8 protein-coding genes are annotated in these 13,154 nt (G+C 44.8%); 5 read left to right on the forward strand and 3 right to left on the reverse strand.

Going from position 1 to position 13,154, the window contains the following annotated elements; genetic code table 11:
• The first annotated feature begins 2 nt into the window (after positions 1–2).
• The 5 genes from napA (at position 3) to ACVBIU_RS13545 (ending at position 6,262) form a co-directional block, all read left to right on the forward strand.
• Complete coding sequence (gene napA, locus ACVBIU_RS13525; RefSeq protein WP_447160014.1) at positions 3–2,492, forward strand: nitrate reductase catalytic subunit NapA; 2,490 nt, start codon at positions 3–5, stop codon at positions 2,490–2,492.
• Between the two features lie 11 nt (positions 2,493–2,503).
• Positions 2,504–2,989, forward strand: coding sequence for a nitrate reductase cytochrome c-type subunit (locus ACVBIU_RS13530; protein WP_447164072.1), 486 nt, complete (start codon positions 2,504–2,506; stop codon positions 2,987–2,989).
• Between the two features lie 8 nt (positions 2,990–2,997).
• Positions 2,998–3,597 (forward strand): cytochrome c3 family protein, encoded by a 600-nt coding sequence (locus ACVBIU_RS13535; protein ID WP_447159893.1) that lies wholly within the window; start codon positions 2,998–3,000, stop codon positions 3,595–3,597.
• Between the two features lie 159 nt (positions 3,598–3,756).
• Complete coding sequence (locus ACVBIU_RS13540; RefSeq protein WP_447164073.1) at positions 3,757–5,460, forward strand: ABC transporter substrate-binding protein; 1,704 nt, start codon at positions 3,757–3,759, stop codon at positions 5,458–5,460.
• The gene (locus ACVBIU_RS13545) at positions 5,447–6,262 is read left to right on the forward strand and encodes a substrate-binding periplasmic protein (protein WP_447164074.1); all 816 of its coding nucleotides are present in this window, start codon (positions 5,447–5,449) and stop codon (positions 6,260–6,262) included. The genes ACVBIU_RS13540 and ACVBIU_RS13545 overlap by 14 nt, the downstream gene beginning before the upstream one ends.
• A gap of 20 nt (positions 6,263–6,282) precedes the next feature.
• Here the strand turns inward: ACVBIU_RS13545 and ACVBIU_RS13550 are convergent, their stop codons facing one another.
• The 3 genes from ACVBIU_RS13550 to recB all read right to left on the reverse strand — a co-directional run bounded on the left by ACVBIU_RS13550 (position 6,283) and on the right by recB (position 13,154).
• Positions 6,283–7,284 carry a D-alanine--D-alanine ligase gene (locus ACVBIU_RS13550; RefSeq protein WP_447164075.1) on the reverse strand — a complete coding sequence of 334 codons (1,002 nt, stop codon included), beginning with the start codon at positions 7,282–7,284 and terminating at the stop codon, positions 6,283–6,285.
• A 168-nt stretch (positions 7,285–7,452) separates the two neighbouring features.
• Positions 7,453–9,459 (reverse strand): exodeoxyribonuclease V subunit alpha, encoded by a 2,007-nt coding sequence (gene recD / locus ACVBIU_RS13555; RefSeq protein WP_447164076.1) that lies wholly within the window; start codon positions 9,457–9,459, stop codon positions 7,453–7,455.
• Positions 9,456–13,154, reverse strand: coding sequence for an exodeoxyribonuclease V subunit beta (gene recB / locus ACVBIU_RS13560; RefSeq protein WP_447164077.1), 3,699 nt, complete (start codon positions 13,152–13,154; stop codon positions 9,456–9,458). Before recB ends, recD begins: the two co-directional genes overlap by 4 nt.

Here is a 13,154-nt window from a genome sequence, read left to right on the forward strand (position 1 = left end):
AAATGAACAGACGTGAATTTATGAAAGCTAACGCCGCATTAACAGCTGCGAGCGTAGCAGGTTTAGCTTTACCCGCAACGGCGAGTAACCTGATCACAAGTTCTGAAGAAACAAAACTCGAATGGAACAAGGCACCGTGTCGTTTTTGTGGTACGGGCTGCTCGGTGATTGTCGCGACACGTGACGGCAAAGTGGTTGCAACACACGGTGATGCAGAAAGTGAAGTGAATAAAGGCCTGAACTGTATTAAGGGCTACTTCCTATCTAAGATCATGTACGGTAAAGATAGACTTCAAACGCCGATGCTGCGTATGACAGATGGTAAGTACGATAAAAACGGCGAGTTTACGCCAGTTTCTTGGGATACTGCGTTTGATACCATGGCACAAAAGTGGAAAAAAACCATTAAAGATAAAGGGCCAACAGCTATCGGTATGTTTGGCTCAGGTCAATGGACTGTGTGGGAAGGTTATGCCGCTTCAAAATTAATGAAAGCGGGCTTTGGCTCAAACAACATCGACCCTAACGCACGTCACTGTATGGCATCTGCGGTAGGCGGTTTCATGCGTACCTTCGGTATCGATGAGCCAATGGGTTGTTATGATGACATGGAAGCTGCCGATGCATTTGTGCTTTGGGGCTCTAATATGGCTGAAATGCATCCTATCTTATGGAGCCGAGTGACCGATCGTCGCTTAAGCGCGCCACATGTGAAAGTCTCTGTGCTATCGACCTTCGAGCATCGCTCATTTGATTTAGCCGATTTGGGAATTGTATTTACGCCGCAAACTGATTTAGCCATGCTGAATTTTATTGCCAACTATATTATTCAAAACGATAAAGTTAACTGGGACTTTGTTAATAAGCACGTTAACTTCCGCAAAGGCGAGACCGATATTGGTTATGGATTGCGCCCATCTCATCCACTGCAACAAGCGGCTAAAAACGTTAAAACCGCGGGCGACTCAACGCCAATCGACTTTGAGGCATTTAAAGAGTTTGTAGCAGATTATGATGTGAAATCTGTCAGTGAACTTTCTGGTGTACCAGAGCATAAATTGATTGAACTGGCTGAGCTGTACGCCGACCCTAATACAAAAGTCACCTCATTTTGGACCATGGGCTTTAACCAGCATACGCGGGGAGTGTGGTGTAATAACCTTATCTACAATATTCACCTATTAACGGGCAAAATCTCAACGCCGGGTAACAGCCCATTCTCGCTAACCGGTCAACCATCAGCATGTGGTACAGCGCGTGAGGTTGGTACGTTCTCACACCGGCTACCTGCTGACATGGTTGTTAAAAACCCAAAGCACAGAGCGATTGCTGAGAAGATTTGGCGGATCCCAAGTGGCATTATTCCGCCAAAGCCGGGCTATCATGCTGTCGAGCAAAATCGTCGCTTAAAAGATGGCGATATCAATGCTTATTGGGTGCAGGTAAATAACAATATGCAGGCAGGCCCTAATATTAACGAAGAAGGTTTACCGGGTTATCGTAACCCTGAAAACTTCATTGTGGTGTCTGATGCTTATCCAACTGTGACCACGCAGGCTGCCGACTTAATTTTACCAACAGCGATGTGGGTAGAAAAAGAGGGCGCTTACGGTAACGCTGAACGCCGTACTCAGTTCTGGCATCAGATGGTTAAAGCGCCTGGTGAGTCTCGTTCAGATCTTTGGCAATTAATGGAGTTCTCGAAGCGTTTTACCACTGATGAAGTGTGGCCCGCAGATGTGCTTGCCGCTAATCCTGAGTTTAAAGGCAAAACGCTATTTGAAGTGCTTTATCAAAATGGCAATGTTGAGAAGTTCCCATTGTCTGATCGTGATAGCAAATACATGAATGATGAAGCTGAAGACTTTGGCTTCTATGTGCAAAAAGGCCTATTTGAAGAATATGCCACCTTTGGACGAGGTCATGCTCATGACCTAGCCCCATTTGATACCTACCATGAAGTGCATGGTCTGCGCTGGCCGGTAGTGAATGGCAAAGAAACTAAATGGCGCTTTAGAGAAGGAAGCGATCCGTATGTGAAGCCAGGTTCTGGTTTTGAGTTCTACGGTAAGCCAGACGGAAAAGCGGTTATCTTCGCATTGCCATACGAACCCGCAGCAGAGTCGCCAGATGAAGAGTTTGATATCTGGCTATCAACCGGTCGAGTGCTTGAGCATTGGCACTCAGGTTCAATGACTCAGCGAGTCCCAGAACTGTATCGTGCTTTCCCTGATGCGGTTTGTTTTATGCACCCACAAGATGCTAAGAAGCGAGGGTTACGCCGTGGCGATGAAGTTAGAGTCATCTCTCGCCGTGGTGAGATTAAGACCCGGGTTGAAACACGTGGCCGTAATAAGCCACCAGTTGGATTAGTTTTTGTGCCTTGGTTTGATGCAAGTCAGTTGATTAACAAAGTGACCTTAGATGCTACGGATCCTTTGTCAAAGCAAACAGACTTTAAGAAGTGCGCAGTGAAAATCGTCAAGGCATAAGGAGAAAGATCATGAAAACATTAACACAAGTCTCTGTCGCTGCTTTGATGAGTTTCTCTTTAGCGAGTGGATTTAGCGTAGCTGAGCAGGCAATTCCAGCCGATAAAATAGCAACATTACGTGATGCACCGCTCAATGCTGAGCCTACACCACCGGCAATGCAAAAAGTGATTAACTCAGATGTTAAGGAAGTGCGTAACTATCCAATGCAGCCGCCTGTCATCCCCCATAAGATTGATGGTTATCAGGTCAACTTAAAGGTGAATAAGTGTATGTCTTGTCATGCTCGCAGCCGAACGGGTGACTCACAAGCGCCTATGGTCAGCGTGACCCACTATATGGATAGAGAGAATAATTTTCTCGCGACATTATCACCAAGACGATACTTTTGTACTCAGTGCCACGTACCACAACTGGACGCTAAGATTTTAGTGCCGAATGAGTTTGTGGATATGGACCAGTTGATGAAAGCCGATTCTAATAAAAAAGCGCACTAGGAGCCGTTATGCTAGCAAAATTACGTTCCTCCCTTAATCAGGTTTGGACAGTGCTTAGAAAGCCTAGTGTTCATTATAGTTTAGGCTTTTTAACACTCGGTGGGTTTGTTGCTGGGGTGATTTTCTGGGGGGGATTTAACACAGCCCTAGAAGTGACCAACCAAGAAGCGTTTTGTATTGGTTGCCATGAGATGGAAAACAACGTTTACCAAGAGATGCAATCTACAATTCACTTTACTAACCGAAGCGGAGTACGTGCAACCTGTCCTGATTGTCACGTGCCTCACAACTGGACCGATAAGATAGCCCGTAAGATGCAGGCGTCTAAAGAAGTTTGGGGCAAGGTGTTTGGTACGATCAGTACCCGCGAAAAGTTTGAAGAGAAACGCCGTGAACTTGCAGAGCATGAGTGGGCGCGTTTAAAAGCAAATGACTCGCTAGAGTGTCGAAATTGCCACAACTTTGACTACATGGACTTCACTCGTCAATCACCGCGAGCGGCTAAGATGCACTCCACCTCTTTAGCCAGTGGTGAGAAGACCTGTATCGATTGCCATAAAGGCATCGCCCATCACCTTCCTGATATGCAGGGGATACAAGGCTGGTAAGCTTTGTATGAAGGGGATGGTCTGAAAGTAAAAAGCCAGCGCAAATTGCGCTGGCTTTTTACTTATTTTCCTTTACTTTATTAAGTTATCATCGGATGACTTTGTTTTTTAACAATAGACAAAACAATTCATTTCAAATCACTATCAGGGAGCAGATAGGTGATTCAACAGTGCTTATTACGCAATTCTTTATTCAGTCTGTCTTTATTTTTAGGCCCCGCTTTTGCCAGTGACAATCAAGATGCCGCTGAAGGTTGGGTTGCTAAATCGTTTCAGCCATCGACTCTGACGAAAGCTGAGCAGATGCAAGAGATGCAGTGGTTTATTGATGCTGCTGAACCTTATCGACACCTCACTATCAGAGTGACCTCTGAGCGGATAGCTACGCATATTTATGAATCAGAAGTCTTAGCAAAAGCATTTTATGAGATAACTGGGATCCATGTTATTCATGAAGTGACTGGGGAGGCTGATGTTTTGCAAAAAATGTCGATACAAAATACCACTAATCAAAATTTGTATGATGGCTATATCAGTGACAGTGACCTCATTGGTACCCATTTCAGGCAAAACTATGTTGTGCCTTTAAGTGACTTTATTATTGGTTCGGGTAAAAAAGTCACCTCTCCCACAATTGATTTATCAGACTTCATTGGTTTGAGCTTTACAGCCAGTCCGGGTGGTAAGTTATATCAGTTACCCGATCAGCAATTTGTGAACCTGTATTGGTACCGAAAAGATTGGTTTGCTAGACCAGAACTTAAAAACTTATTTAGCAGCTTGTACGGCTATGAGCTAGCTGTGCCTCAAAATTGGCAAGCCTACGAAGACATTGCCGAGTTTTTTAGTGAAAAAGTTAAAGTTATCGACGGCAAGCGAATTTATGGCCATATGGATTATGCTAAAAAACATCCTTCCTTAGGCTGGCGAATATCTGATGCTTGGCTTTCCATGGCGGGGGTAGGTGATAAGGGACTCCCTAATGGTAAACCAGTCGATGAGTGGGGGATCCGTGTTGAAGACTGTCAACCCATTGGCGCGAGTACCTCAAGAGGTGGCGCGCTCAATAGCCCAGCAGCTGTTTATGCGGTTGAAAAATATGTCGATTGGCTTAAATACGCGCCACCAGAGGCGAAGGAGTTGTACTTTTCACAATCTCTTGGCTGGGCTGCGAAAGGGGTGATTGCCCAGCAAATATTTTGGTATAGCGCTGGCATTGAAAATTTTGTCATACCGGGCTCAACGCTCATAAATGAAGATGGTACGCCAAAGTGGCGCGTAGCCCCCTCGCCAGTAGGAAAATACTGGCAAGAGGGGATGAAGTCGGGTTATCAAGATGCAGGTGCTTGGACTTTTTTAAAATCGACACCATTAGAAAGGCGGCAAGCTGCTTGGCTCTACGCCCAATTTGTTGTTTCAAAAACCGTGAGTTTAAAGAAGTTTCTTAAGGGTTACACTCCAGTAAGGTTATCGGATCTTGAGTCGAAGCAAGTTACTGAACTCGCTCCCTATTTAGGTGGCTTAATTGAGTTTTATCGCAGTCGTGGGCGCCAAGTCTGGACTCCTACAGGTAATAATGTTCCCGATTATCCTGGTATCGCTAAATATTGGTGGCGCCATATCGCAATGGTTGTCGAGGGCGATAAGACCGCTCAGCAAGCGTTAGATCAAATGGCGCAGGTCGTTGACGAGCATTTAGCCAGTCTTGAGCATAGTGATATGCAACGGTGTGAACCTAAATTAAATCCCATCACAAGTATTGAAGCTTGGCTTGAAAGTCCAGGCGCACCTAAAATGATAAACAATGACAAACCAAAGGGACGGACATTACCTTATGAGGAGGCTATACGTGTTTGGCAATAATATTTGCTGGCCAGTCTTATTGCTGATGACTTTCTCTGTGCAGGCCCATAGTGTGGTGACACCAAGCGATAGTTTCACGGTTAGCACTACGCAGCAAATGACCTTGCCATTTGATGCAGAACAGGGGGCGAAACAGTTTAGTTTGCAGGTATTAACCTATCAAGCACAGCCATTTGCTTATATAGAACTCGGGGCGCAAAAAGGCTTATTGGTCGAGTTACTCGCAGAGCTATTTGAGCGTGCGCAGTTAGATTACCAATTGACGTTTGTCCCGTTAAAGCGGGCATTATTGACGACGCTACAACATGATAATTACTGCGTTACTCCGGTTGAGCGGAGCCAAGAACGAGAAGCAAAATATCAATGGATAAGCCCTATGCTGATCTCTCGATACGGGCTTTTTAGTTCAGACAGTCAAAAACTTTCGTTGGCTAATTTAAGTGATGCAAAATCGTTGACCATAGGTTCTTACTTAGGCAGTGGTATTGCTGAATATTTATTGGATTTAGGTTATAACGTCGAATTGGCATCGTTACGAAGGCAAAATATTAAAAAACTGCAATATAACCGTATTGACTTAATGGCGTCGGAGTTAATGAGTGCTCGAGAAGATATGCGAGTGATGAATGTCGAACTGGGTGAGCCGGAGTTGGTATTTTATACTTCAATACAAGCAATGGCGTGTAATATAGGTTTAACTCCTAGGGTAAAAAACCACCTCGACGCAGCCTTATTGGCAATGTATCAAGATGGTTTTATTGATGCTTTATACTTACGCTATGGTGTCAGAATTAGTTTATAGCGGTCTTACTGCCAGCGTGACTATTTTAGCTGCGCCATGATGTTACCTGATAGATATTCTGCAAAGTTATGACCGTGGTTTTGCAGCATCTTAGGGAACATAGAGATCTGTGTTTGCCCTGGAAAGGTATTGATCTCGTTTAACAAGATCTCATTGTCATCAGTTAAGAAGAAGTCAATTCTCGACAGGTGTCTTAACTTCATGCCTTTAAAGACTTTTATTGCATAGTCTTGAATTTGCTTAGCAATAACCTCATCAACATCGGCTTCAATCACTGTTTGTGCTTGGCTATTTTCAGCATACTTTTCATCGAAGCTATAGAAAGTGTTACTGGCACAAATGATCTCACCCGGTTTAGTGGCGATGATTTCACCGTTCACTTCATAGGTGGCGACTTCTAGCTCACGAGCGTTAATGGTTTTTTCAACCACAACATAAGGTGAATACTTAAATGCCTCTTCTAAAGAGCTTGATAGTTGCTCTTTATTATCAACGCGATAGCAACCAACCGATGAACCTTGTGATGCAGCTTTGATGAAAATAGAACCCCACTTTTCTAGTGCAAGTTCAGTCTCTTCAATGGCTTGTTGATTAAACTCGTTTAGGAAAATATACGGCGTATTAGGGATCCCCAGCGCAGTGAACCACATTTTGGCGGTGACTTTATTGAAGCAGTTACTGCTCGCCTCTGAGTCACAGCCAAAGTAAGGAAGGTTGATTAACTCAAAATAAGATTGAATATCTCCCGTTTCGCCTGGATAGCCGTGAATGCAAGGAATTACGTAATCAACATCCCAAGGTGTTTTGCTCTCATCGTTGAAGCGAATTTGTTTACTGTTAGTCAACTCGCAAAGCTCACCCGATTGAGTGTGGTATTGGCCTTTGGCATTGAGCTCGACTCGCAGCACATTGAAGTGTGGTTGAGTCGCTAATTGAGCTTCGAAAAAATTGGCTGATAAGAGTGAGATACTGTGCTCATCGCCACCGCCGCCACACAATAGTAATAAATTCTTTTGGATCATTTTGTCTCCACCTGTGACCTCTATTTAATTACTCGCTCACTATGGCCTAATCACTTTTTAATGCAAGTTTTGCCGAGCCGATTTCGCTTAAATGCTGCTTTTGTATTCGAGTATTTATCATAATTTACATGCTAATTTTATTAATACTCAGCATGTCGTCTATTTGGCTTATTCATCGCGCCATAATCGCTGAGCTAAGCCCGATGCTCGCTGGGTTAGGCAGGTGCTTGCGTGTTCAAAAACCTTTTGGGTGCCTAGGCAGGTAAAGTGGTGCTTAGCGCGAGTAATGGCCGTATAAATTAACTCTTTAGATAGTAACTGTTGCTGGGCAATACTGGGTCTTATCGGCAATACCAATGAGACATGGCTAAACTCACTGCCCTGGCTTTTATGTACCGTCATGGCATAGCAGGTTTCGTGGCTTGGCAGTCTTGCGGGTAATACTTTCAGTAAGCTACCGTCCGCTTGAATGAAATGTGCCATTAAGCGGCCCGTTGCACTGTTACTATCGGGTAAAATAAGCCCAATATCACCGTTAAATAGCCCAAGATTGTAATCGTTACTTTGAATAATAATTGGCCGTCCGGCGTAAAACTCCTGTTCTGGATTGATTAGACCTTGCGCGGCGAGTGCCGTGGTCACACCTTGATTGATCCCCTCGACGCCATATTCACCCGCTCGCATAGCACATAAAATACGGTATTGATTAAAGCGGTCAATAGTCGCTTCAGCATCACTATCAGTTTGATTCGCTTGTGTTTGACCGCTAATTGTTTGGCGTATAGCAGCTAAATAAACACCATATTGTTCAACGGCCTGAGCCAATAGGCTCTCAAGTCCAATGTTGCTCTGGGAACTGGCATTTTGTGGGTTGACTAATCCATGCTCTATCCACAGTAACTCCTGATAGCCTGTTTGCCATACCTGCGCAATACGAGCAATATTAGAGTGATTCACCGCTGCTGCGAGTTGGCCAATGCCGGCGTCGCCTTTGAAACGATGACTGTGCATTAACATACAAAGGCTGTCGCCAATCTGGGGGTTAGGGTTGATAAACTCAGATAACCCCGTGTGAGTTAATTGACTCAGTAGCGTTGCCTGGGATGGTGAATAGCGCATATGCCAGCGGCTCTGCTTAGTCGTTTTAGACACTTGCTTCAAACCTTGGCAAATATCAGCGAGTACCGCACCGGCTTCTACCGAGGCCAGCTGATCTTGATCGCCAAGTAAAATGAGTCTGGCGTGCTCTGGTAGTGCAGATAACACTTTGTGCATCATAGGTAAGTCGACCATAGAAGCTTCATCGATAACCAAGAGATCGAGCCTTAACTTATTATCTTTATGGTGCCTAAACTGGTGTGAATTAGGAATAACGCCTAATAAGCGGTGTAAGGTGGCCGCTTCTTCAGGAATATTGGCAATATTTTTATCTAGATCAGCAACATTAGCTTGGCTTAAATCATTAGCAAGTCGCTGTTTTGAGGCCTTAATAGACTCACTTAACCGCGCAGCCGCTTTACCGGTTGGCGCGACGAGTCGAATGGTTAGCTCTTGCCTTGAGCACAACAAATACAGCAGCTTAGTGACCGTGGTTGTTTTACCTGTACCGGGGCCGCCGGTTATGACCGCTAATTTCTTGGTCATTGCTGTCGCAGTCGCAATTTTCTGCCAGTCATATTGTAACTCGGTCTGGGGGAACAGCTTAGACAGTAACTCGCTGGCTTGCTCAATATTACTGTTGCTGTTCTGACTAGATTGCGGTGAATGGGCTAAACGTTTGAGCGCGCCTGCGACCTCTTTTTCGTAGTAATAATACCGCTGTAGATAAAGGTTACCTTTATCAATAATAAGCGGCTTAAGATTGTCATCTTCTGGGGTGCCGATAGCATCGAATGCTAATAACGTTTGCTCAAGCAGGCTTTGCTCTATGTTAATTTGGCACTGGCTCGTTTGTTCTTTAAATGGATTGGTTAAATCGATCTGTTTAAGCGGCAAGCAAGTATGTTGGCTCGATAGGTGTTGGCTAACAAGCGCACAGATAAGTGTAAACAGTGGTGATGACTCATGATGCAGCTTGGTCATCTCAAGCGCAAAATGGCGATCCAGAGAAGTGAGCAGTCGTTCATTTTGCCACAGTTTCAAAAGTTCATTAATTGGCTGAGTCGTAACTATCATTTGAGCTCCGCAGAGGTATTATCTTGTGCCATTGAGTCAGTCTTATTGTGTTCTGTTACCGTGTTTGCAAATAATGCATCAAGTTTTTCGATAAGTAATTTTGGCGGCTTGTCGTAATACACCCCCGATTGCGGGCTATTAACAGACATACCTCTTAAAAACAGATAGAAACTGCCACCCATATGCAGATCGTAATCGTAGTTTGCCATACGCAGAGAAAGATAGCGGTGTAGGGCAAGCGTGTAGATAATATATTGCAGATCATAGCGGTGAGAGCGAATGGCTTGCTGCATATTGGCGAAATGGTATTGGCTTAAGTCATCGCCTAGGTGGTTCGATTTGTAATCGGCAATAAAGTACTGATTGTTATGCTCAAAGGTTAAATCTATAAAGCCTTTTAACATGCCTTGTAAATCATCAAAACTCAGGCCTGCGCTATAACCAAATTCAGTCAACAGGCTATTGAGCTTATCGGCATTAAGCGCAGATATTGGCAGATAAAACTCCATTTCAACCAGTTTTTGCTGCGATGATAACTGCGCTAGCTTCAAAGAGTCATCGGCGGCGAGGGGAGCGCTCAATAAGTCGAGATACCATTGTTTAAGCACCTCACTCCAAGTTTCGTCTATGCCATACTTACTCATGGCAATAGGTAATTGCTCATCTAAGTCGGTTTCGGCCTGCGTAAAATCAATTAGCTCTAACACTAAGTGCATAAAGCTACCTGCATTTGCCCCGCGCTCAAAGGTAAAACGAGAAGGGGTGTTATCGACTTCATCGATAATGACATCCACCTCAGGAAAGACTTCATCATCTGCACCTGGTAACACTTTCTCATGAGCTAAGTGTTTTACAAGGCCAGAGTAACTGCCTACTCGCCAAGGGGTAAGATGTGGGCGCTTGAGCACTTTAGGGGCAAAGTTAGCCTCTACAGACTCCTCTTTAGCCAGAATAATGGGCTCTGCAGTGAGCTCATCTTCGCTGCCTGCAGCGGCGAGTTCCTGTAAGCTGATGGCATCGGGTTTTGAGGCTTGCAATCGTTTAGCTTGAGCAAGTAGCCTGTCATAATCACAGGCTTTATCTTCAATCCCAAGTAGGTAGCCGATAGCGGTTTCATGCAATTGACTGCTCATACCTGACTTTTTAGTAAAGCGGCTGTGATTGGCAATATACAGATAGCACTTAAGCACCGGGCGAGTTAGCGCGACATAGAGCAAGCGCAGATCTTCGGCCAAGGTTTCACGTTTTTGATGTTCCCAGCCAGCCTCGCTCTGCTCAATATCCCAGATAAGTTTATTGTTATCGTGATACAGCATAGGCGATGGTTTTTTTCGATTATCACGGCTTAAGCTGACAAACGGTACAAAACAGATAGGGTACTCAAGCCCTTTACTCTTATGGATTGTCACAATCTGTACGAGGTTTTGTTCACTCTCTAAACGTAACTGGGCGTCTTCGTTTGGTTGATTTTCGATCAATGCTTGTTCGAACCAATTAATGAGTGCGCTGCTGCCATCGAGTTCGGTGGCTTTTTGCTGTAGTAGCTCACCGAGATGCCTAAAATCTGTTAAGCGTCGCTCACCTTCTTCTGCATTTAGCAAACGCTCGATGATCTGAGTTTGGCTAGCCAAGGTCAATAACGCGGGCATAATGCCGCGCTTTAGCCACACTTGATGCAGCTGCGCAAATTGCTCGAGCAATGTTTGGCGCTTATCTTCGTCTTGATTGAAGTGATGAATCGCCTCGGCACTGTAACCTAATAGTGATGTAGCTAGTGCACTTCTTAATGCGCGCTCATCTTTGGGATCTGCCATAGCATAAAGCACTAACGCCATTTCTCGGGCTTCTAAGGTATTAAAAACGCTGTCACGACTTAAAAATACCGCACCAATTTGGCGTAAGTTTAATGCTGACTTTATAACATTCGCTTCATGTCGGTCTCTGACCAATACGGCGATATCTTTGGCTTTGAGCGGTTTATCGCCAATGGTGCAAATGTTTTGCTGTGCATCTGTGAGCAATAAAGCAATTTCATTGGCGACGTCATCGGCTAATCGCTGTCGAGCCGTGGTTTTATTGAGGCCTTTTTCGCTCTCTTCGCTTAATAGTCTAAGTCTTAATGCGCTGTTATCCGCTAGTTGCTCTTTGAGGATTTTTTTATCAGCAAAACTGGATGCTTTGACGGGTTCGAACGGAATAGACTGACTAATAAAAGGGTCTGCTCTGTGGCTAAAAATCCCATTAACGGCATCAACCATCTGCTTATTCGAGCGATAGTTAGTGTCTAAGTTGTAATGCTTGGCTGTTTGTTCTCGCGCCTGAATATAGGTGTGGATATCGGCGCCGCGAAATGCGTAAATCGCTTGTTTTGGATCGCCAATCATCAATAAACTAAGTTTCTCCTGTTGCGCCGAGGCGCTATCAGGATCCGTGCTTTGATAGATGGAGTTAAAGATCTCAAACTGTAACGGATCGGTATCTTGAAACTCATCGATTAATGCCACCGGAAAGCGCTGGCTAATACTGCGGGCTAAGATATTGTCTTTTGATACACTCAGCGCACCAGCAAGGGTTAGCAACAAATCATCAGGTGTAAGCAAGTTGCGCTCAAGTTTTTGCTTGGCAAAACGCTTGGCAATGCCATCTCTGGCGCAATAAAGAAAGCTTGGAATTAAACTGGCGATTAACTGAGTGAGCCGCTCTATATGATCCAGCATAGGTGCTTGCTGAGCGGTGGGGATCTCTCCGCCCTTATTCAATTTCAGGCTGTTAAGTGATAACGCTTCAAGTGCCTTTGCCGGTGGGAGACCCTGGCCAAAGGCTACCCAGTTATCGAGTTCATCGAGCATCTTTGCAAGCTTTGGATAGCCGTCTGCTTTTTTACCGAAACGTGCCCCGTTCAGTGGCAATGCGTGTAACAGGGTTTCAGTTTGTTCGCGATCCTTTGGCCAACTCAGTTTAAAGCGGCTGAGACTTTGAGTGAGGTTGGCTTCTAGCTTATCAAAGGCTTCAGGTTGAGGCTGGGCAATGGCATTGCTGGCTCCCAGTAGTGGCCTGAGTTGACGTGATAATACATCCGGCTCACTAAATTTTGACTGGATAACATGGGCTAAACTGCCATTTAGTGGATAGCACTTTTCACGCCAAAAATCTCTCACCGCATGGTGTAAAAACTCGCTATCATCTAGGGTAAATTCAGACTCAAATAATAAAGAAGATTCAAAGGCCATATCAGCTAAAATACGCTGACAATAACCGTGAATAGTAAAGATAGCGGCCTCATCGAGAGATTTAAGCGCCAAGTCCAAGCGTTTACGGGCGATCGGGAGCGCAGTTTCATCTGTTGCAACGTAAAGCGCATTGATTAACTCATCATCGACCTCTAGGCCGATAAAGCGACGATAGGCGAGTTGGATCTTTTTACGAATACGATCCCTTAGCTCACCTGTGGCGGCATTCGTAAAGGTGACCACCAAGATTTGCTCACAGGTTAGCGGTGACTCAATACCATGACCAAGCAGTAAGCGCACGTACAAACCTGCAATGGTAAAGGTTTTACCTGTCCCCGCACTGGCCTCAATTAAGCGGCTGCCGCCAAAAGGCAGTGTCAGGGTATTTAAAGGTTCTGTCACGATAGTGGCTGTAATGGACTGCTCTATTGTACAAGTCATATTTTCTACTTGATTATTACTCAT

Source organism: Shewanella sp. 30m-14, from assembly GCF_052977125.1.

What these genes read in the sequence shown, in the direction of transcription:
- napA (WP_447160014.1), top strand. Translation starts at nt 3, where the DNA reads ATGAACAGACGTGAATTTATGAAAGCTAACGCCGCATTAACAGCTGCG.
- ACVBIU_RS13530 (WP_447164072.1), top strand. Translation starts at nt 2,504, where the DNA reads ATGAAAACATTAACACAAGTCTCTGTCGCTGCTTTGATGAGTTTCTCT.
- ACVBIU_RS13535 (WP_447159893.1), top strand. Translation starts at nt 2,998, where the DNA reads ATGCTAGCAAAATTACGTTCCTCCCTTAATCAGGTTTGGACAGTGCTT.
- ACVBIU_RS13550 (WP_447164075.1), bottom strand. Translation starts at nt 7,284, where the DNA reads ATGATCCAAAAGAATTTATTACTATTGTGTGGCGGCGGTGGCGATGAG.
- recD (WP_447164076.1), bottom strand. Translation starts at nt 9,459, where the DNA reads ATGATAGTTACGACTCAGCCAATTAATGAACTTTTGAAACTGTGGCAA.
- recB (WP_447164077.1), bottom strand. Translation starts at nt 13,154, where the DNA reads ATGAGTAATAATCAAGTAGAAAATATGACTTGTACAATAGAGCAGTCC.